This is a genomic window from Pseudomonas sp. TMW 2.1634, from assembly GCF_001703595.1.
In the GTDB taxonomy this organism is placed as follows: domain Bacteria; phylum Pseudomonadota; class Gammaproteobacteria; order Pseudomonadales; family Pseudomonadaceae; genus Aquipseudomonas; species Aquipseudomonas fragi.
The window spans coordinates 1,399,662-1,420,707 of sequence record NZ_CP016849.1 but is presented as its reverse complement, the minus strand read 5'-3'; the positions used below and the strand labels follow the sequence as shown (position 1 = coordinate 1,420,707).

Genomic DNA, 21,046 nt, shown 5'->3' with positions numbered 1-21,046 from the left:
GCTTTCCTGACAAAAACACTAGGACTTTGTCAGGCGCGCCGATTGGCGTAAACTGCGTCCCATGTCTGCGAGGAGATTCCATGAGCGCCATAACGATTACCGACGCTGCCCACGATTACCTGGCTGATCTGCTGTCCAAGCAGAACACCCCGGGTATCGGTATCCGCGTTTTTATCACCCAACCCGGTACTCAGTACGCTGAAACCTGCATTGCTTACTGCAAGCCGGCTGAAGTCAAACCTGAAGACACGGCCATCGGCCTGAAAAGCTTCACGGCCTGGATCGATTCGTTCAGCGAACCGTTCCTGGACGATGCCGTGGTCGACTATGCCACCGATCGCATGGGTGGCCAGCTGACCATCAAGGCGCCCAACGCCAAAGTGCCGATGGTCAATGCCGACAGCCCGATCAACGAGCGCATCAACTACTACCTGCAAACCGAGATCAACCCCGGTTTGGCCAGCCACGGTGGTCAGGTGAGCCTGATCGAAGTGGTTGAGGACGGTATCGCGGTGCTCAAGTTCGGTGGCGGTTGCCAGGGCTGCGGCCAGGCAGACGTGACCTTGCGTGAAGGTATCGAGCGCACCTTGCTTGAGCGTGTGCCGGAGCTCAAAGGTGTACGTGATGTGACCGACCACTCGCAGAAAGAAAACGCCTACTACTAAAAAGGTGTTCGCTGCGAAGCTGAAGAAAAAACGGTGCCCCGTGAGCACCGTTTTTTTATGCCTGCGCGAGGGCTCAACCCTTGTGGGAGAACGCTTGATTGTGGGAGCGGGCTTGCCCGCGATGGAATCGCTGCGGTTTACCTGACAGACCGCAGCGCCTGGATCGCGAGCAAGCCCGCTCCCACAGCAAGCCAGTTCCTGCAAGGGGGAGTGCCGTTTATGGCCGGTACAAATGCGCATGCCCTGCGCGGTACAGCGACGAATCGGCAAAGCTGTCACTGGCCAGCACCCGGCCCACCAGAATCAGCGCCGTACGCCTGAAACCCTTGGCCTGGACCTTGGCCGCGATGTCGGCCAGCGTGCCCTGTACCCAGTCCTGATCCGGCCAGCTGGCCCGATGGATCACCGCAATCGGGCAATCGCTGCCGTAATGGGGGGTCAGCTCGGCGACGATATTTTCCAGGTTCTTGACCCCCAGGTGAATCGCCATCGTCGCCTTGTGCTGCGCCAGGCTGGCCAGTTCCTCGCCCGCAGGCATCACGGTTTTTTCCGCATAGCGGGTCAGAATGACGGTTTGCGAGATATCCGGCAGGGTCAGTTCAGCCCCCAGAATCGCCGCGCAGGCCGCGGTGGCCGTGACCCCGGGGATAATTTCAAAAGCTATGCCCAGCTCGCGCAGGCAGCGAATCTGTTCGCCAATCGCGCCGTACAGGCTCGGGTCGCCGGAATGCACGCGAGCCACGTCCTGGCCCCTGGCGTCGGCGGCCTTGATCAAGTCGATGATCTGCTCGAGGTGCAGCTCGGCGCTGTTGATCACCTGTTCGGCCTGATGGCCTTGCAGCACCGCTTCGGGCACCAGGGAGCCTGCGTAAATGATCAGCGGGCAACTGCGAATCAGGCGCTGGCCCTTGACGGTAATCAGTTCTGGATCGCCGGGCCCGGCGCCGATGAAATAGACGGTCATGGCAGTCTCTTGAAAGGGTCGAGGTAGAGCTGTTCTTGAACAACGCTCATAGTGAGGCGGGGGATTATCGCGGGTTTTGCCGGGCACAGGCCAATGCAAAGGTTGCTTCGGCCGTATGTTGGCGTGTGATCAGCAGGCTGGCAGGTGCGCCAGCGAGTTGTTCGGCCAGCGCCAGGGCAGCACTTTCGGCAATGCCAAAACAGCCGGTTTGCTCGTAGGCAATAGCCGAATGATGGCTCAGTTGCGGAGCATACCGGTCCAGTTGTGCCGCGCTGAACACCTCAAGCCCGAGGCCCAGTTGCGCTGCCAGTTGCACCAGCCCCGGTTCGTCGCGCTTGAGATCGATACTGGCCAGGGCCTGCACCCCATCGAGTGCAAGCCCGGCCCGGGCCAGTGATTGTTCGATCAGCGCCCGCAGCGCCTGCGCGCTGCACCCCCGGCGGCAGCCCAGGCCAATCACCAGGATTGGCGCTGTGCGAGTGGCCGTCATGCCGAGTATTGGCCTTCAGCTTTGCGGCGGAACAGCCAGGCGCTGATCACGCCCAGGGCCAGCCAGAAGGCCAGGTTGGTCAGTTGTGCGGCAATCTTGAACTGCGACTCCAGTGCCTCGGGTGCCAGGCTGGAATGTACCAGCGGCTGCGGTGCGCCAAACAGGTGTGGCACCAGCACAATTGCCACGCCCAGCACTTTCAGTGCCCAATGCCGGCCAAACACCAGCAGGGCAATGCCCACGGCCGTCGAGGCGGCAGTGCTGACCCACCAGAGCTGGCGTTGCAGCAAGTCCGCCGCGGCAGTGCCCGGCAGTTCTGGTGGCAAGCCCATTGTCGGTGCCAGGCAGAACACGGCATAGCCAGCCAGGCCCCAGAGCAGGCCCTGGGACGTGCGGGTCGGGGCGCGCAAGGTATACAGGCCCGCCAGCATCAGGGCGAAACCCACCGCGACCACCAGATTGCCGCCTGTGGTGGACAATACGCGCTGCCAGCCGTCTTCCGGTTCCCAGGCCTCGGCGTCGTGCTCATGCGCAGGCATGGCCATGTCGGCATGCTCGTGCATTTCACTGGCGGCGGGTTTTTCGTAGGTTTCGGCCTGCAAAATCAGCGGGGCGACCCACAGGCTTTGCAGCAGGGTCAGCAGCAGGGCGGCCAGCAGGCCGGTAAAGCCTGCCGTTTGAGCGATACGCTTGATCATGGCAGGCAGTCTCAATGGCACGGGAAGGCGGAGCTGTGACGGGTGTCGTGGGCGGCGTTGTGAACGGCGTCGATATGGGAGAACCCGGCAAAGTACACCAGGAACGCGCCCAGCACGGCAGCGCCGACAGCGGCGACGATGCGTTGGCTCTGGGTAGTGCTGGTAGCGGCGGAATGGGTACGGCTGGTGCTGACGGACATGGCGCTTGCCTCGGGTCGGACGACGGGCAGCAAAGCGCAAGAAAACCCCGCGAACGAAGCCCGCAGGGTTTAACAGCGCCCGCCCACCGCGGGTTTGTTATTCGAAATAATCAGGCCGGTCTCCGGGCTTGCGAGGGGCTCGTAGGTTGAGCCTGCAAACATCTCCTTCCCATGCCTTCGGCACAGTGGACGTGATGTTTCTCTCGCTTACCGTTGCGGGGGCAGCGCCGGACTTGTCAGGGCAAAACGCCTGACGCACCGGTTTCCCGTTTCACCCTGTGAAGGGCACCTGATACAAGATGTGTAGGAAAACACAGCGCTGTGGGGCCGTCAATTGCACAGGCATGCCTGGCTTTTGATTTTTATGGGGGCGCAGGCTTGCCTGCGATGCGGGTAAGGCGGTCTTGCAGGCACACAGCAGTGAGACGATCGCGAGCAAGCCCGCTCCCACAGACCTCTTAGGCGTTCACCAACATGCTTTTGACTTTGGCACGCAGTTGGTCAATGGAGAAGGGCTTGCCGATTACCGCCATGCCTTCGGCAATCTCCAGGCTCTCGGCATAACCACTGGCAAACAGTACCGGCAATTGCTGGCGCAGTTCCCGGGCCTTGCTGGCCAGCGCCCGGCCATCCATGCCCGGCAAACCCACGTCGGTCATCAGCAGGTCGATAGTCTGGGCCGTATCCTCAAGCAGTTCCAGGGCGCGCTCGCTGCCATCAGCTTCAAGCACACTGAACTCCAGCTCTTGCAGCACGTCTACGATCAGCATGCGAACAATGGCGTCGTCTTCGACCACAAGGATAGTGGAGGGTGTTGCGGACATAATCGTGATCCCGATAAAAATTTGAGCGTGTTCTCGCAGCCAGCAAGGATAGCCTTCACCTGCCTTTGTATGCGCGTAAAATCTGCTTTGAAAGCAAGAAAATAGAACTATTACTCGATAATCCGGCAAACTCCGGTTTTTTATGACAGTCCACGGGCCTGAAAATGAACTCACCTGCATCAATTGATGAGCGAAGCTTTCGCAAGCTCCTGAGCCGCAATATCGGTTTGCCCCTGGCCGTTGGCGTGCTCAGTGCCGCGTTGTTTGTGGTCATGGTCAGCTATCTGCTGTCGGTTATCAGGTGGGTCGAACACAGTGACCGGGTCATCAGCAATGCCAATGAGGCCGTGCGCCTGACGGTCGATCTGGAAACCGGCATGCGCGGCTTCCTGATTACCGGGGACGAGCACTTCCTCGACCCCTACGCCGTGGCCAAGCCGCAGATCAATGTGCAGCTCAAGGGCTTGCAGGAGCTGGTCAGCGACAACCCGCAGCAAGTTGACCGCCTCAAGCGCCTCGAGGCCCTGCAGGAAGAGTGGAATGCCTACGCACAGTCGATGGTCGAACTGCGTCGCCAGGACGGCGATTACCGCTCGGCGGTGCAGGCTGGCCGGGGCAAGCGCCTCAGTGATGAAATTCGCAAGGAATATGACGACTTCATTCAAATGGAGCAGCAGTTGCGGGTTGCGCGCAGTGAAGATGTCAGCCGCACCACCATTGTCAGCATTGGCCTGTATCTGGTTTTCGTACTGGGCCTGAGCGGTTTTCTGGCTTATATCGGGCGTCGTGATTTACTTGCACTTTCAAGCAGTTATAACAATGCCTTCGAGTCGCAGATCAAGGCCGCGCAGCGCCTCGAACAGCAGGCTTGGCTACGCAACGGCCAGACCGAACTGGCGGAGCAGGTGCTGGGCCGCCTGACCCTGAACATGTTGGGGCGCAATATCCTGCAGTTCTGTGCCCAGTACCTGGGGTCGGTGGTAGCCGCCGTTTATGTCCGCGAAGATCACGGGGGCCTCAAGCGTGTGGCCAGTTATGGTTTTTCCCGCGAGCAGGAAGCCCAGGACCAGTTGATCCACAACGACGAGGGCATTGTCGGGCAGGCTGCCCAGCAGGATACCTTGATCCGCCTGGACAACGTGCCAGCCGACTACACCCTCAAGGTCACTTCCGGGCTGGGCCAGGGCAGCCCGCACAGTGTGCTGGTGATTCCCACCAGTGATGACGACCGTGTCAACGGGGTGATCGAACTGGGCTTTTTACGCCCGTTGGACGGGCGTGATATCGAGCTGTTCGAACTGATTGCCGACAATATCGGCACCTCGATCGAGGCCGCGCGTTATCGCCAGCGTCTGCAGGAAGTGCTCGCTGAAACCCAGCAGCTCAACGAACAACTGCAAGTGCAGCAGGAAGAGTTGAAGACCGCCAACGAAGAGCTTGAAGAGCAATCGCGGATTCTCAACGAGTCGCAAACCAGCCTGGAAACCCAGCAGGCCGAGCTTGAGCAGACCAACGAAGAGCTGGCTGGCCAGCGCGACGCGATGGACCGCAAAAACAACGAACTGAACCGGGTACAAATCCAGCTCGAAGAACGCGCCGATGAGTTGCAGCGCTCCAGCAAGTACAAGTCCGAATTCCTCGCCAATATGTCCCACGAGCTGCGCACGCCGCTGAACAGCTCGTTGATTCTGGCCAAGCTGCTGTCTGAAAACCCGCAGCAGAACCTCAGTGCAGAGCAGGTCAAGTTTGCCGAGTCGATCTATTCGGCGGGCAATGACTTGCTTAACCTGATCAATGACATTCTGGATATTTCCAAGGTTGAGGCCGGCAAGCTCGAAGTGCGCCCCGAAAACACCAGTGTGGCGCGGGTGGTAGAAGGTTTGCGTGGCATGTTCCAGCCGCTGGCCGGGGAAAAGTCCCTGAACTTTGACGTGCAATTGCAGCCTGGCACGCCGCCGATGATCTACACCGACAGTCAGCGCCTGGAGCAGATCCTGAAAAACCTGCTGTCCAATGCGGTCAAGTTCACCGAAAAAGGCCAGGTCAGCCTGGTCGTGTCCCACCAGCCGGGGGAAGGCGTTGCCTTTGCCGTGACCGATTCCGGCATAGGTATCGCCCCGGATCAGCAGGAAAGCATTTTCGAAGCCTTCCGCCAGGCAGATGGCACCAGCAACCGTCGCTATGGCGGCACGGGCCTGGGCCTGTCGATCTCCCGCGATCTGGCGACCCTGCTCGGTGGCTCAATCACGGTCAGTAGCGAGCCGGGGCAGGGCAGCACTTTTACCCTGGTGTTGCCGGAGCAGTATGTGGAGTCGGCCCAGGAGCTGGCACAACTGTCCGCAGCTCCTGCGCCACGGCCGGCGCCAGTGGCCCACAGGCCTCAGCCGCTGCCGGCCGTTGTGCCGCCGGTAGACATTGCACGCTTTATGGATGACCGCGAACAGGCTCCGTTCACCACGCGCTGCATCCTGGTGATTGAAGATGAGCCCAACTTTGCGAACATCCTCTTCGATCTTGCGCATGAACTGGGCTATCGCTGCCTGGTGGCCCACGGTGCGGACGAAGGCTTCAGCCTGGCCGCGCAGTTTATCCCTGACGCCATCCTGCTCGATATGCGCCTGCCCGACCACTCGGGGCTGACCGTGTTGCAGCGCCTCAAGGCGCTGGCGCCGACCCGGCATATCCCGGTGCATGTGATTTCCGTCGAGGATCGGGTCGAAGCTGCGATGCACATGGGCGCAGTGGGTTACGCCGTTAAGCCGACCACCCGTGAAGAACTGAAAAACGTGTTCGCCCGCCTTGAAGCCAAACTGACGCAGAAGGTCAAACGGGTTCTGCTGGTGGAGGACGACGACCTGCAGCGCGACAGCATTGCCCGCCTGATCGGCGACGATGATATTGAAATCACCGCCGTTGGCTACGCCCAGGAAGCGTTGGACCTGCTGCGCAGCAATATCTACGACTGCATGATTATCGACCTCAAGCTGCCGGACATGCTCGGCAACGACTTGCTCAAGCGCATGTCTACCGAGGATATCTGCTCGTTCCCGCCGGTGATCGTCTATACCGGGCGCAACCTGACCCGTGATGAAGAGGCCGAACTGCGCAAGTATTCGCGCTCGATCATCATCAAGGGCGCCCGTTCGCCGGAGCGTTTGCTCGATGAAGTGACATTATTTCTGCACAAAGTCGAATCTCAGTTGTCCCATGAGCGGCAAACGATGCTCAAGACCGCCCGCAGCCGCGACAAGGTCTTTGAAGGGCGCAAGATTCTGCTGGTGGATGACGATGTACGTAACATCTTTGCCCTGACCAGCGCCCTGGAGCAAAAGGGCGCCATCGTAGTAATCGGCCGTAACGGGCGCGAAGCCATCGAGCGCCTCGATGAAGTCGAAGACATCGACCTGGTGCTGATGGACGTGATGATGCCGGAGATGGATGGCTACGAGGCCACCGTCGAAATTCGCAAGAACCCGCGCTGGCGCAAGCTGCCGATCATTGCGGTTACGGCCAAGGCAATGAAGGACGATCAGGAGCGTTGCCTGCAGGCAGGCTCCAATGATTACCTGGCCAAACCTATCGATCTGGACCGACTGTTTTCGTTGATCCGGGTCTGGCTACCGAAAATGGAACGACTCTAAGTGCAACGGAACACCGATATCGAGTTACGGCTGCTGATCGAAGCGATCTATCTCAAATACAGTTATGACTTTCGCGATTACTCCGGCGCGTCGATCAAGCGCCGGGTCAATCATGCGTTGCGTCAGTTCGACTGCAACACTATCTCGGCTTTGCAGGAACGCATCCTGCACGATCCCACGGCCTTTATGCAGTTGCTGCAGTTCCTGACCATCCCGGTGAGCGAGATGTTTCGCGATCCGGAGCACTTCCTGGCCATTCGCCAGGAGGTGGTGCCGATTCTCAAGACCTACCCGTCGCTGAAAATCTGGATTGCCGGCTGCAGCACCGGCGAGGAGGTCTATTCAATGGCCATCCTGCTGCGCGAGGAAGGCCTGCTCGATCGCACCATCATCTACGCCACCGATATCAACCCGCGGTCCCTGGAAAAAGCCAAGCAGGGGATTTTTTCCCTGGAGAATATCCGCGCCTATACCCACAACTATCAAAAGGCCGGTGGTCAGCGCTCGTTTGCCGATTACTACACCGCCGCCTACGACTACGCGATTTTCGACAAGAGCCTGCGTGAGAACGTGACCTTTGCCGATCACAGCCTGGCAACCGATAGCGTGTTCTCGGAAACGAATTTAATTTCGTGCCGTAACGTATTGATTTATTTCAATAAAGATTTGCAAAACAGAGCCTTTGGTCTGTTTCACGAGTCGCTGTGCCACCGCGGGTTCCTGATGCTGGGCAGCAAGGAAACCCTGGATTTTTCGGACTACAGCAAGCAATTCACCCCCGTGCTCAAGCACGAACGGATTTACCGCAAGCTATGACAGCCCGGCACAGCCCCGTGGCTGACAACAGGCAGGTAGCGGCAGTGGTGATCGGCGCGTCGGCGGGTGGGGTCGAGGCGTTGCTGACGATTTTTGCCGAGCTCACGGCTGATTTTTCCCTGCCGATCATCGTGGTGCTGCACTTGCCCGACGAGCGCCGCAGCCAGCTTGCCGAGGTGTTTGCCCGGCGCGTGGCCCTGCCGGTCAGGGAGGTCCAGGACAAACAGCCGATTGTGCCGGGCACCTTGTACTTTGCCGCGCCCGGCTACCATGTCTCGGTGGAGCAGGATCAAAGTTTTTCCCTGAGCCAGGAAGAGCCGGTGCATTACTCGCGGCCTGCAATCGATTACCTTTTTGAGTCTGCAGCCGATGTGTATCAACAGCGCCTGGCCGCAATATTGCTGACAGGGGCCAATCGCGATGGTGCGCGAGGGATGAGCCAGGTCAAGCAGGCGGGCGGCCTGACCATTATCCAGGACCCGGACGAAGCCCATGTGGCGACCATGCCCCGTGCAGCCCTGGAACTTTTTCAACCGGACTGCATCCTTTCCTTGCGCGGCATCGGCCGTCTGCTTGTCGAGCTGGAACATAGCCAATGCTACTGAATGAAATCAAAGCCAAGCTGCTGATCGTCGATGATCTGCCGGAAAACCTGCTGGCCCTTGAAGCGCTGATCAAACGCGAAGACCGCATCGTGTATAAGGCCCTGTCGGCTGACGAAGCGCTGTCGTTGCTGCTGCAGCACGAGTTCGCGATGGCCATTCTGGATGTGCAGATGCCCGGCATGAACGGTTTTGAGCTGGCTGAGCTGATGCGGGGGACGGCCAAGACCAAAAACATCCCCATCGTGTTTGTCAGTGCCGCCGGGCGCGAGATGAACTATGCCTTCAAGGGCTATGAAAGCGGCGCGGTGGACTTTCTGCACAAGCCGCTGGATATCCATGCGGTCAAGAGCAAGGTCAATGTGTTCGTTGAGTTGTATCGCCAGAGCAAGGCCATGAAGCAGCAGGTCGAAGCCCTGGAGCAGAGTCGCCGTGAGCAGGAGACCTTGCTGGCGCAATTGCAGTTGACCCAGGTGGAACTGGAGCACGCTGTGCGTATGCGCGATGACTTTATGTCGATCGTCTCCCATGAGGTGCGAACGCCGCTCAACGGGCTGATTCTGGAAACCCAGCTGCGCAAGATGCACCTGGCCCGGGACAATGCCGCGGCATTCACCCTGGACAAGATGCAGGCGATGGTCGAGCGCGACGAGCGCCAGATCCAGAGCCTGATCCGCTTGATCGAAGACATGCTCGACGTGTCGCGCATCCGCACCGGCAAGCTGTCCATTCGCCCTGCGCCGGTTGACTTGACCCAGGTCGTGGCCCGGTTGCTGGAAAACTTTGCCGCGCAGATCAGCGCGGCGCAATCGAGCGTCAACTTCACGGCCGGGCAACCGGTGGTGGGGCAGTGGGATGAATTCAGGATCGAGCAGGTCATCAGTAACCTGCTGACCAATGCCTTGCGCTATGGCGCGAAAAAGCTCATTGATGTAGCGGTTTATAGCGAAAATGACCAGGCCGTGGTGGATGTGCGCGACCAGGGCATTGGCATCAGCGCAGAAAACCAGCAGCGGGTTTTCCAGCAATTTGAGCGGGTATCGGCCAGCCATGTGACCGCAGGGCTTGGCCTGGGGCTGTTTATTTCGGAGCAGATCGTGACTGCGCACAGCGGCACTATCAGCGTGCAGAGCACGCTGGGTGAGGGGGCCTTGTTCAGGGTTTGCCTGCCGTTGGTACAAAAGGCATAAACTGGGCGCAACCTATGACCGCGCCCGGGGTCATACTGGCAGCGATGGCATGAATTAAGGTTTCCCATGAGTGAAGATGCGCAAGATGTTGTTTTGATTGTCGAAGACGATCCCTCGATCCTGATGGTCCTTAGTGCCTATCTGGCGGGTGAGGGCTACAGGGTGTTGCAGGCCGAAAATGGCGAGCAGGCGTTCGAGATTCTGGCGAGCAAGCCGCATCTGGACCTGATGGTCACCGACTTCCGATTGCCGGGAGGGATTTCCGGGGTACAGATCGCCGAGCCGGCGCTCAAGCTGCGCCCGGACCTGAAGGTGATCTTTATCAGCGGTTACCCGGCCGAGATCCGCGACACGGGCAGCCCGATCACCCTGACTGCACCGATCCTGGCCAAGCCGTTCGACCTCGACACCCTGCAGGCGCAGATCCAGAAATTGCTGGCTTGACCCTTGATCCCTTTGGGGGAGCGGACTTGCTCGCGATTGCATCACCCCGAATGCTTTAGCCAGACCGGGTTGCCTGCATCGCGAGCAAGCCCGCTCCCACAGGTTCAGCTGTTCACAACCCCTGCTGCAGCGCCGGGTCATCCGGGTTCTGCTGCTCCAGTTGCGCCAGTAGCACCTGCACATTCTGCAATTGCCCGGCCTCTTTCCAGTATCGAATCAACAGCACTCGCGCCCGACGATTGGCGGGCTGGCGTTGCAGCAGCTCCTCGAGCTGGCGTTGCGCAGCTTCCAGCTGGTCGAGGTCATGCAGGGCCGTTGCCAGTTTGTAGCGGTAGTCGCTGTTGTCGGGCTCCAGCTCCACGGCCTTGGCCAGGCCGAGCAGGGCATATTCAGTCTGGCCGTGGTTGAGCAGCCAGATCCCCAAGGCATGCTGCAGATACGCCGAATCCGGGTGCGCTTCGAGCTGACGGGCCAGCAATTGACGGGCCTGGTCAGGCTTGCCGCGCTTGTCCAGCAGATCGATCTGCGCCACCACGGCCTTGAGGTTGTCCGGGTCCAGGCGGGTGACCTGTTCCAGCGCCGCCTGGGCTTCATCCAGCTGGCCTTCGTGCAAGTACAGGCGGGCGAGCTGACCCTGGGCTTGGGGGTCGTCAGGGCGGGTTTTGAGGTCGCGTTCGAACTCGTCGATCACTTGCTGCAACGGTCCGAAGTACAGGCCCTGTTCATCTGGCGACAGGCCGAGCAAGGCGTTGGCCGCAGCAAAGCGCACGCTTTGCTCCTCGTCATCGAGCAATGGCCCCAACAACAACGTGCGCTGGGCACTGGGCACGAGGCCGACGATGCTCTGGATCGCTGCTTTGCGCACCAGCGGTGACGGGTTGTGCAGGTCGGCGTCGGCCAGCTTCAGGGCTTGGGGGCTCGGGTAGTTGGGCAGTTCGGCATGCAGGCTGGCGCGGCGGCTATCGCTCAGGTCGGTGCGGGCCAGTTGCTGATAGAGCACGCGGGCGGCACCGGGTTTGCCGTTATGGGCCATGTCCAGGGCGATGGAGTAGCGCTGGCTCACGGAGGGCGTGGGGACGGCAGGCGCAGGGGCCATCGAATACCAGAGGCCGGCGGCAACGAGTGCTGACACCAGGCTGATTACGAGGTAGCGGCGGGGCTGGGTCATCCAATATCCAGAAACAGGCTTACGTATGGGCTGCAAGAGTGGGTGAGTCGGGGGCTTGAGTCAAATCCCTGATGCGCGTGCGTGAACCCCGTAGCAGCTGCCGAAGGCTGCGTTCGGGAGCTGCTACAGACAAAAAAAAGCCCCGCGACCGAATGTACGCGGGGCCAAAAATTTGGTTGGTTGCGGCCAACCAAAGGAGCTCGTTGAATCAGTGCGCGCTGGCCACGGTCTCGGCTTGCCAGCCACCACCCAGTGCCTTGTAGATGGCTACCACGCCGCGATACAGCTCAACCTCAGCCTGGGCCTGGCTGTCTTCGGCCGCCAGGCGCTCGCGCTGGGCATCCAGCAGCACCAGGAAATCCACCGTACCTTCGCGGTAGCGAATCGCCGCCAAGTCCGCCGCAGTACGGCTGGACTCGCTCTGACGAATCAGCGATACCAGGCGCTGCTGACGTTTGCCGTAGTCACTGAAGGCGTTTTCCGACTCTTCCAGGGCCAACAGGACTTGCTGCTCGTAGCTGGCCAGGGCGCCATCGGCTTCTGCGTCTGCACCGCGCAGGCGTGCCCGCACGCTGCCCAGATCAAACGCCGGCCAGGTAATGCGCGGGCCCAGTGCCCATGCATTGGCTGCCGCCGAGCCGATCTGCGAGCCGCGCCCGGCGGTAAAGCCGAGGAAGCCGCTGAGGCTGACCCGCGGGAACAGGTCGGCCTTGGCCACGCCAATTCGGGCAGTGGCCGCTGCCAGCTTGCGCTCGGCGCTCATAATGTCCGGGCGCTGCTGCAGCAGGTCACCCGGATTTCCGATATTCAGCGCCTTGGCAATGGCCGGCAGCTGTTTGGGGCTCAGATCGACGCTCAGTTGCTCAGGGCGCTGACCGAGCAAGGTGGCGATACGATTGCGCTCGCGCACCTGCTCGGCCTGCAACTGCGGCACGCTGGCTTCAACCGAAGCAAGGCGGGCATCAGCGCGCACTACGTCCAACTGATCGCCAACCCCGGCGTCACGCAGGCTTTCAGTGATGGCCTTGGAGTCCTGCTGGTTTTTCAGGTTGTCCAGGGCGATGCGCTCACGCAGTTGGGCGCCGCGCAATTCACCATAGGCGTCCACCAGTTCGGCAATCATCGTGACTTGCAACTGATACAGGTCGGCTGCAGCGGCCTGCTCGTCAGCGTCGCTGGCTTCCAGCTCGCGCTGGATACGGCCAAACAGGTCGACTTCCCAGGCCATGTCCAGGCCCAGGTCGTAACGCTCACTGTTGACGCGCTTCTCGGTCTGGCCCGGGATCTGGCCTTTGCCCAGATCACTGCTGGCTCGGCTGGTGATGGTCGGCATGGCGTCGTTACTGACGTCATCGCGAATCGCCCGGGCCGCGCGCAGGCGGGCAAAGGCCACGCGCAGCTCGCGGTTGCCGGCCAGTGACTGGGTCACCAGCTGGTTGAGGGTCGGGTCATCAAATTGCTGCCACCAGATCCCTTCAAAATGCGCCCGGTCAAAGCCCTTGAGGTTATCGGCACTGATCTGTGCCGGTTCAGTGGCCGGGGTCTTGTAGTCCGGGCCCACGGCGCAGGCACTCAAGGCCAGCACCAACAGGCTCGGCAGAAAAACTTTCACGCTCATTGTTGCGACTCCAACTTGAGGTGCTTGGCCGCTTTGCGCGCTTCACTGCGCTCCACATAGCGGCGAATCAATACATAGAACACCGGCGTCAGCAGCAGGCCGAAGAAGGTCACCCCGAGCATCCCGGAGAACACCGCCACACCCATCGCATGGCGCATTTCCGAACCGGCACCGGTGGACAGCACCAATGGCACCACACCCATGATGAAGGCGAACGAGGTCATCAGGATCGGCCGCAGACGCAGGCGGCAGGCTTCCAGCACAGCGGCCAGCGGGTCGAGCCCTTCGGCCTGCTTGTCCTTGGCGAACTCGACGATCAGGATCGCGTTCTTGCACGCCAGGCCCACCAGCACGATCAAGCCGATCTGGGTGAAGATGTTGTTATCGCTGCCCGAGATGATCACCCCGGTAATCGCCGACAAAAGTGTCATCGGCACGATCAGGATCACCGCCAGCGGCAGGCTCCAGCTTTCGTATTGGGCGGCCAGTACCAGGAACGCCAGCAGTACGCAGAGCGGGAACACGAACAGCGCGGTGTTGCCCGACAGGATTTGCTGATAAGTCAGCTCGGTCCATTCGAAGGTCATGCCGTTGGGCAGTTCTTCCTTGAGCAGTTTTTCCATCGCCGCTTCGGCTTGGCCCGAGCTGTAACCCGGTGCTGCGCCGCCGTTGATCTCAGCGGTGACGAAACCGTTGTAGTGCATTACACGGTCGGGGCCTGCGGTGTCGCTGACCTTGATAAAGGTCGCCAGCGGGATCATTTCGCCTTTGTTGTTACGCACTTTCAGTTGGCCAATCTGCTCGGGTTCCAGGCGGAACTGCTGCTCGGCTTGCACATTCACCTGATAAGTGCGACCGAAGCGGTTGAAATCGTTGGCATACAGCGAACCCAGGTAGATCTGCAGGGTATCGAAGATGTCGCTGATGGCAACGCCGTGGGTCTTGGCTTTTTCACGGTCAATGGCAGCGTCCACTTGCGGCACGTTGACTTGATAGCTGGTGAACAACCCGGCCAGTTCCGGTACGTCATGGCTCTTGGCGATTACGTTCTGCACTTCTTTGTACAGTTCGTCATAGCCAAGGCCACCACGGTCCTCGACTTGCAGGCGGAAACCGCCAATGGTGCCCAGCCCCTGTACCGGCGGCGGCGGGAAGATGGCGATATAAGCTTCCTGAATATCGGCAAACTGCGCGTTCAAGGTGGCGGCAATCGCGGCTGCGGACTGGCTCGGATCTTTGCGCTCGTCAAAGGACTTGAGTGCGACAAACACGATGCCGCTGTTCGGGCTGTTGGTGAAACCGTTGATCGACAGGCCGGGGAAGGCAATCGAGTTGGCCACGCCGGGTTGCTTGAGGGCCAGCTCGGACATGCGCTTGATCACGTCTTCGGTGCGATCCAGGCTTGCTGCGTCCGGCAACTGGGCAAAGGCCACCAGATACTGCTTATCCTGAGGGGGGACGAAGCCGGTCGGGGTGTGGGCAAAACCGGCCCAGGTCAGCACCATCAGGCCTGCGTACACCAGCATGGCAATACCGCTGCCACGGATGATCCGCCGCACCGTGCCGACATAACCGTTACTGGCCTTGACGAAGAAGCGGTTGAACGGGCCGAACAGCCAGCCACCGAAGAGGCGATCCAGCAGGCGGGTAAAGCGGTCTTTCGGTGCGTGATGGCCCTTGAGCAATACCGCCGCCAGCGCCGGGGACAGGGTCAGCGAGTTGAAGGCCGAGATCACCGTGGAAATGGCAATGGTCAGGGCGAACTGCTTGTAGAACTGCCCGGTCAGGCCGGAGATAAAGGCCGCTGGGACAAACACCGCACACAGTACCAACGCGGTGGCGATAATCGGCCCGGTTACTTCGCGCATGGCACGCTTGGTGGCGTCCACCGGGTTGAGCCCCAGCTCGATATTGCGCTCGACGTTCTCCACCACCACGATCGCATCGTCCACCACGATACCGATGGCCAGCACCAAACCGAACAGCGACAACGCGTTAAGCGAGAAGCCGAACATATGCATCACTGCGAACGTACCGATCAGCGATACGGGCACAGCGACCAGCGGGATAATCGAAGCGCGCCAGGTTTGCAGGAACAGGATGACAACCAGTACCACCAGGATCAGCGCTTCAAACAGCGTATGAACCACGGCCTCGATCGAGCCACGGACGAAAATCGTCGGGTCGTAGGCGATTTCGAAGTCCATGCCCTCTGGGAAGCTCTTCTTCAGTTCGGTCATCTTGGCGCGAACGTCATTGGAAATCTGGATCGCGTTGGAGCCGGGGCGCTGGAAGATCGGGATCGCCACGGCCGGCTGGTTGTCCAGCAGCGAGCGCAGGGCGTACTGGCTGGAGCCCAGCTCGACCCGGGCGATGTCCTTCAGGCGGGTGATCTGACCATCTTCGCCGGAGCGGATGATGATGTTCTCGAACTCTTCTTCACTGACCAGGCGGCCCTGGGTGTTGACCGACAGCTGGAAGCTGGTGGCATTCGGCGCAGGCGGCGCGCCCAGGGCACCGGCGGCGACCTGGCGGTTCTGCTCGCGAATGGCGGTCACTACATCAGTGGCGGTCAGGTTGCGCGAGGCGGTCTTGTTTGGATCGAGCCATACCCGCAGCGAGTAGTCGCCCATGCCGAACATCTGCACATCGCCGATGCCGTTGAGCCGCGCCAGTTCATCCTTGATATTGAGGATGGCGTAGTTGGACAGGTACAGCATGTCGTAGCGCTGATCCGGCGAGGTCAAGTGCACAACCATGGTCAGGTCGGGCGAAGCCTTGTCCACCGTGATGCCGATGCGCGTCACTTCCTCGGGCAGCTTGGGCTGCGTACGGGTCACACGGTTCTGCACCTGCACCTGGGCATTGTCCAGGTCAGTGCCCAAAGCAAAGGTGATGGTCAGGGTGATCTTGCCGTCAGCGGTGGATTGCGAGGACATGTACAGCATGTTCTCGACGCCGGTGATGGCCTGTTCCAGCGGCGCGGCGACGGTTTCGCCGATCACCTTGGGGTTGGCGCCGGGGAAATTGGCACGCACTACCACGGTAGGCGGGACGACTTCCGGGTATTCGCTGATCGGCAACTGGAACAGCGAAATGCCGCCCGCAATCAGGATAAGCAAGGAAAGCACAGCGGCGAAAATCGGCCGCTGGATAAAGAACTGGGAAAAATTCATCGGAGTTATCGTCCCTTAACCGCGAGGAGTCGCGACGCTGGCCAACTTCGGCGCGCCAGTGGCGGGCTTGATTTGCGGCAGGTTGCTGGCTTCCAGGGCTTGTCGTTGTTGTGCCAGTGCGGCGAGGGTCTGTTCGTTGGCCATCGGGATCACCTGCGGCGTGACCGGTGAGCCCGGGCGTACTTTCTGCAGGCCCTTGACGATGATGGTGTCGTCCTTGCTCAGGCCGCTGCGCACGATGCGCAGGCCTTCGATTTTCGGCCCCAGGTCCACGGTGCGGTAGGCGGTCTTGTTGTCGCCATCCATCACCAGCACGAATTTTTTGCCAAGGTCGGTACCTACCGCTTCTTCATTGATCAGCACGGCGGAGTAGGTGCCGCTGCCCACCAGCTTGAGGCGCGCATACAGGCCGGGGGTGAAGCTGCCGTCGGTGTTGTCGAACACCGCGCGGCCACGAATGGTGCCGGTCTGCGGGTTGACCCGGTTGTCGACGAAGTTCATCTGGCCCAGGTGCGGGTTGCCGTCTTCGTTGGACAGGCCCAGGTACACCGGCGTGGTCTGGCCGCGCTGGCCCTGGCGGGCAAGCTGGTTGTACTTGAGGAACACGCGCTCGTCAGCGTCGAAGTAGGCGTACACCTTGTCGGTGGACACCAGGCTGGTCAGTGGCGTGACATCGGCGGTGACGATGTTGCCGGCGGTGATTTCGGCACGGCTCACGCGACCGCTGATCGGCGCGGTAACGCGGGTAAAGCTCAGGTTGAGCTTGGCCAGGTCCAGTTGTGCCTGGATGGCCGCGACGCCGGCACGGGCTTGCTGGGCGGCGGTGGTACGCGAGTCGGCCAGCTCCGCCGAGATGGCATTGCTCTGGCGCAGGCGCTCGCCGCGCTGGGCTTCGTTGTCGGTACGGCTGGCATTGGCGCGGGCTTGCTGCACTTGGGCTTCAAGCTGGCGCACGGTGGCCTGGAACGGGCGCGGGTCGATCTGGAACAGCAAGTCGCCCTTTTTCACCAGGGCGCCCTCGGTAAAGGCGACCTGATCAATCTGGCCCGACACGCGTGGACGAATTTCTACGGTCTCTGGCGCTTCCAGGCGCCCGGTGAATTCATCCCATTCATTGACCGGCTGTTCAAGCACCTTGGCCACGCTGACTTTTGCAGCTGGAGCCGGAGCAGTCGCTTGGGGAGTTTTACCGCATGCGCTCATCACCACGATGGCCAGGGCCGCGAGTGGGAAGCGCAAATGTTTAAGTGACTGTTCCATGAGGGGGAGTCCGCCAATCTATTGAGATGGGCGGATAATGCTGGCGCGCGTGCCGGGGCACGAATCGAACCCAGCGAAGATCAATATCATCCGGAATGATACAAAGCGTTACCAAGCCCTCTAGCCTGCACTTTTTGTTAGGACACTATCAATTAAATTCTGTGTCATGAAATGACGAAGTGTGTGGCATGGGCGGCCAGAATGGCCTGTTAAAAAACCAATATGTACCGCCTGTGGCGATGCGGGTCGGCCTAGGCTGGCCCAATCTTGCTGCCAGTCAGGTATGTGCTATGGCTTCCCTGCATCGTTTTACCCCTTCACTTGTCGCCTTCGACCCCAGAGGGGCGAGTGTGCGCGCGGTGGCCTACCACCGCTTGCGCGTCGAGGATCAACCCGTGGCCCGGGTCAACCGCAATGTGTTTGGCATCACCGGCGCGCTGCAACAGCAGTGGGATCCGCGACAAGTGCACAGCCCCGGTGGGCGGCCCGCCATCAGTCGTCAATACAGCCTGAGCGGGCGGGTGCTGCGCACCGACAGCGTGGATGCCGGGTGGCACATTGTCTTGTCAGGCAGTGGCGGGCAGGGATTAACCCGCTGGGACAGTCGGGGGGGCCGGCAACGTTATCAATACGATGGCTTGCTGCGCCGGGTGGCGGTGTTCGAGCAGGCGGGCAATGACGCGCGCGAGCGTTGTGTCGAACGCCTGGCATATGCGCCACCCAGTGCCGGGCATGCGGCGTTCAACCGCTGTGGCCGGCTGGTGCGCCACGATGACCCGGCAGGCAGTGTAGCAATCGAGCATTACGGGCTCGGCGGGGCCATGACGGGCCAGTCGCGGCGCCTGCTGAACGCCGATACACCGCCTGACTGGCCGGCAGCCGAACACTTGCGCGAGCTGCAACTGGCCCCTGAGCGCTTTGCCAGTAGCTGGCACTACGATGCGCTGGGCGGGTTGCAGCAATTGACCGACGCCAGGGGCAATCAGCGGCTATGGCGATACGGCGTGGAGGGTGAACTGGCCCGGGTCGAACTGGTGTTCAGCAGCGCCAGGCGCAAGGTGCTGCTGGAACGCAGGGATTGCAACGCGCAGGGCCAGGTCACCCGCGAGCAGATGGGTAACGGTATGCTCGCCGAATTCAGCTACGACGAAAAAGATGGCAGCCTGCTGCGGTTGGCGGCCTATCGTTCGGCACGGCGGGAAAACACGCTACAAGACATGACCTATGCCTACGATCGCGTGGGCAATGTGCTCAGTCTCCGCGATGCAGCCCAGCCCACCACCTGGCACAGCAATGTGCGCAGCGACGCCACCTGTGTGTTCGGGTATGACAGCCTGTACCAGCTGGTAAGCGCCAGTGGCCGGGAAAACGCCCGGCACGCTGGCGGCCCGGCCTTGCCCGGGCTGGTCATGTTCGGTGCCGCCCAGGTTGACCTCTGGCGCAATTACAACCGCCATTATCAGTACGATGCGGGAGGTAACCTGGTGCAGATGCGCCATGCGCCCTCAAGCGGTCAGGGCTACACCCGGCGCATGGCCGTGGCCGCGCACAGCAATCATGCCTGGATCCAGGGCCAGGCCGTGGGCTTCGACCGCTGCGGCAACCAGCAGACGCTGACAGTGGGCCAGGCTTTGAGCTGGAACCTGCGCAACCAGTTGGCGCAGGTTAGCCAGGTGCTGCGTGAAGACGGCCAGGCGGATACCGAGAGCTATGCCTACGACGCCGACGGCCAGCGGCTACTCAAGCGCCGCGTGAGCAAGGCGGCGGGCATGACGCATCTGCGCGAAGTGATTTACCTGCCGGGCCTGGAGCTGCGTCGCGATCACGCCACCGGCCAGTGGCTCAATGTGCTGACAATTGAAACCGGGCGCACGTCGATCAGGGCCCTGCAATGGCAGAAGGGCCGCCCCGATGGGGTCAACGATGAGCAGTTGCGCTTCAGCCTGTCGGACCTGACCGGTAGTTGCACCCTGGAACTTGATGAGCACGCGGTGTTGCTCAGCCAGGAAGGCTTTTACCCCTACGGAGAGACCGCCTGGTGGGCCGCGAAAAATGCCGTCGAGGCCAGTTACAAAACCCTTCGCTATTCGGGAAAGGAACGCGATGCCAGCGGGTTGTATTACTACGGTTACAGGTACTACGCGCCGTGGTTGCAACGCTGGATCAGCCCTGACCCGGCGGCAGAGGTTGATGGCCTGAATCTTTATGCAATGGTGAGCAATAACCCGATGACGCTGGCTGATGCCGACGGGCGCGCGGGCAGCACGATGAGTGAGCGGGTGAGCCTCGGCCTGTTTTTTGTTGGCTTTCTTGGCCTGGCGGGCCTCGCACTGGGGGCCTTGGCTGATATTCCGGCCATTGGTGCGACGGCGGGTGCCTTGCTGGGCGGGGTGTTGCTGGGGTTGCTGGTGCATGAGGGGTATCGCAACGCCAGAAGAAAGGCCGTACACAACTCCGCCGAGAGCATTGCCGAATGGTTGTCGCAACGGGCCATCGACATTGCAGAGTCCCGGGGGTTGACCCATGAGGAAACCCATCGGCTGGTCAATTTTTTCTACGAGCATCAGGGTGACAATGCCTTGTTGTCGGTCGCGGCCCACAGCACGCAAGAAGGCAAGATTTACGGCTTTGTCGGGCCAGCAGTTTCTGCGCAAGTGGCCAATAATCTGATGCAGTCCGGCAAGTCCATGGGCCGGGACATGCGCAGGCTGGGGTACCGCAATATCCTCCTGCGTGACCCGGTTCGGGCGCAACCGGAACAACCTGTGGGGCCTTCTACTGCCGGGGCAGTCAGCAGCTTTGACGTCCAGGCCACCACCGGGCTGGCCAGGCGCAAAGTGGCCAGGGCAAGTGCTCCAGCCGCGAGCAGCGAAAGCCCCGGCGTGCTGGCACGGGCTCCCGCTTCGGCGTTCAGTGCCGATATGTCCGCGGTTGAACACTTGATGGCAGGCCCTGAGGGGAGAAGCATTGCCCTGACCATCGGGCATCTGCGCGAGGGCCGTACGGGCGCCGTGCATTGGCACAAATATCAGGACGAAGGCGGATTGTGGTCGGCGGACTTGCATGCTTACCCGGGAGGCGGCACCGGGCGTGGCGCATTCAGGCTGATGTTCGAACACCTGGGCGGGCGTCGCTATCGGGTGGTCGGGGTGCGCAATCCCCATCGGTAGACGACCCTCTCAAGCCACTGAGGGAGCGAGCAGGCTCACTCCCTCAGTGGCGGATTTTTGCTGTAGCCAAGTGAGTACCCATCATTGAAGGCCGGGCGCAAGTAGGTGAAGGGCGTGCCC

The 21,046-nt window shown here is 61.0% G+C and carries 16 protein-coding genes and 1 riboswitch; of the genes, 7 read left to right on the top strand and 9 right to left on the bottom strand.

The features are described from left to right. The first annotated feature begins 80 nt into the window (after window positions 1-80). The gene (gene nfuA / locus BFC21_RS06635; protein ID WP_016781101.1) at window positions 81-665 is read left to right on the top strand and encodes a Fe-S biogenesis protein NfuA; all 585 of its coding nucleotides are present in this window, start codon (window positions 81-83) and stop codon (window positions 663-665) included. A 217-nt stretch (window positions 666-882) separates the two neighbouring features. On the opposite strand, the gene cobM is transcribed toward nfuA, so the two are convergent. The 5 genes from cobM to BFC21_RS06605 form a co-directional block, all read right to left on the bottom strand. Continuing rightward, window positions 883-1,629: a precorrin-4 C(11)-methyltransferase gene (cobM, locus tag BFC21_RS06625; protein ID WP_088377505.1), complete on the bottom strand. Its 747-nt coding sequence runs from the start codon at window positions 1,627-1,629 to the stop codon at window positions 883-885. A gap of 64 nt (window positions 1,630-1,693) precedes the next feature. Then, complete coding sequence (locus BFC21_RS06620; RefSeq protein WP_088377504.1) at window positions 1,694-2,119, bottom strand: cobalamin biosynthesis protein; 426 nt, start codon at window positions 2,117-2,119, stop codon at window positions 1,694-1,696. Next, entirely contained in the window at window positions 2,116-2,817 is a 702-nt protein-coding gene (locus tag BFC21_RS06615) for a CbtA family protein (protein ID WP_095003694.1), read from the bottom strand. The genes BFC21_RS06620 and BFC21_RS06615 overlap by 4 nt, the downstream gene beginning before the upstream one ends. A gap of 11 nt (window positions 2,818-2,828) precedes the next feature. Next, window positions 2,829-3,017, bottom strand: a complete 189-nt coding sequence (locus BFC21_RS06610) for a CbtB-domain containing protein (RefSeq protein WP_081481042.1) — start codon at window positions 3,015-3,017, stop codon at window positions 2,829-2,831. Between the two features lie 95 nt (window positions 3,018-3,112). Next, window positions 3,113-3,325: riboswitch (cobalamin riboswitch) on the bottom strand. 150 nt (window positions 3,326-3,475) lie between these two features. After that, the gene (locus tag BFC21_RS06605) at window positions 3,476-3,841 is read right to left on the bottom strand and encodes a response regulator (RefSeq protein ID WP_120265829.1); all 366 of its coding nucleotides are present in this window, start codon (window positions 3,839-3,841) and stop codon (window positions 3,476-3,478) included. A gap of 164 nt (window positions 3,842-4,005) precedes the next feature. On the opposite strand from BFC21_RS06605, the gene BFC21_RS06600 reads away from it, so the two are divergent. The 5 genes from BFC21_RS06600 (at window position 4,006) to BFC21_RS06580 (ending at window position 10,534) form a co-directional block, all read left to right on the top strand. After that, window positions 4,006-7,482 (top strand): response regulator, encoded by a 3,477-nt coding sequence (locus BFC21_RS06600; RefSeq protein WP_095003696.1) that lies wholly within the window; start codon window positions 4,006-4,008, stop codon window positions 7,480-7,482. Then, window positions 7,483-8,298: a protein-glutamate O-methyltransferase CheR gene (locus BFC21_RS06595; protein WP_016781095.1), complete on the top strand. Its 816-nt coding sequence runs from the start codon at window positions 7,483-7,485 to the stop codon at window positions 8,296-8,298. After that, window positions 8,295-8,903 carry a chemotaxis protein CheB gene (locus BFC21_RS06590; protein ID WP_088377501.1) on the top strand — a complete coding sequence of 203 codons (609 nt, stop codon included), beginning with the start codon at window positions 8,295-8,297 and terminating at the stop codon, window positions 8,901-8,903. Before BFC21_RS06595 ends, BFC21_RS06590 begins: the two co-directional genes overlap by 4 nt. Further along, entirely contained in the window at window positions 8,894-10,090 is a 1,197-nt protein-coding gene (locus tag BFC21_RS06585) for a hybrid sensor histidine kinase/response regulator (RefSeq protein ID WP_088377500.1), read from the top strand. Before BFC21_RS06590 ends, BFC21_RS06585 begins: the two co-directional genes overlap by 10 nt. A gap of 66 nt (window positions 10,091-10,156) precedes the next feature. Further along, the gene (locus BFC21_RS06580; protein WP_016781092.1) at window positions 10,157-10,534 is read left to right on the top strand and encodes a response regulator; all 378 of its coding nucleotides are present in this window, start codon (window positions 10,157-10,159) and stop codon (window positions 10,532-10,534) included. A 112-nt stretch (window positions 10,535-10,646) separates the two neighbouring features. On the opposite strand, the gene BFC21_RS06575 is transcribed toward BFC21_RS06580, so the two are convergent. The 4 genes from BFC21_RS06575 to mexE form a co-directional block, all read right to left on the bottom strand. Continuing rightward, window positions 10,647-11,702, bottom strand: a complete 1,056-nt coding sequence (locus BFC21_RS06575; protein ID WP_088377499.1) for a tetratricopeptide repeat protein — start codon at window positions 11,700-11,702, stop codon at window positions 10,647-10,649. 208 nt (window positions 11,703-11,910) lie between these two features. Beyond that, entirely contained in the window at window positions 11,911-13,320 is a 1,410-nt protein-coding gene (locus BFC21_RS06570; RefSeq protein WP_120265828.1) for an efflux transporter outer membrane subunit, read from the bottom strand. Then, window positions 13,317-16,496 (bottom strand): efflux RND transporter permease subunit, encoded by a 3,180-nt coding sequence (locus BFC21_RS06565; protein ID WP_120265827.1) that lies wholly within the window; start codon window positions 16,494-16,496, stop codon window positions 13,317-13,319. The genes BFC21_RS06570 and BFC21_RS06565 overlap by 4 nt, the downstream gene beginning before the upstream one ends. Window positions 16,497-16,511: 15 nt before the next feature. After that, the gene (gene mexE, locus BFC21_RS06560) at window positions 16,512-17,756 is read right to left on the bottom strand and encodes a multidrug efflux RND transporter periplasmic adaptor subunit MexE (RefSeq protein ID WP_120265826.1); all 1,245 of its coding nucleotides are present in this window, start codon (window positions 17,754-17,756) and stop codon (window positions 16,512-16,514) included. Window positions 17,757-18,046: 290 nt separating this feature from the next. Between mexE and BFC21_RS06555 the strand changes: the two genes are divergently transcribed. Next, entirely contained in the window at window positions 18,047-20,926 is a 2,880-nt protein-coding gene (locus BFC21_RS06555) for an RHS repeat domain-containing protein (protein WP_256557629.1), read from the top strand. Window positions 20,927-21,046: the final 120 nt, after the last annotated feature.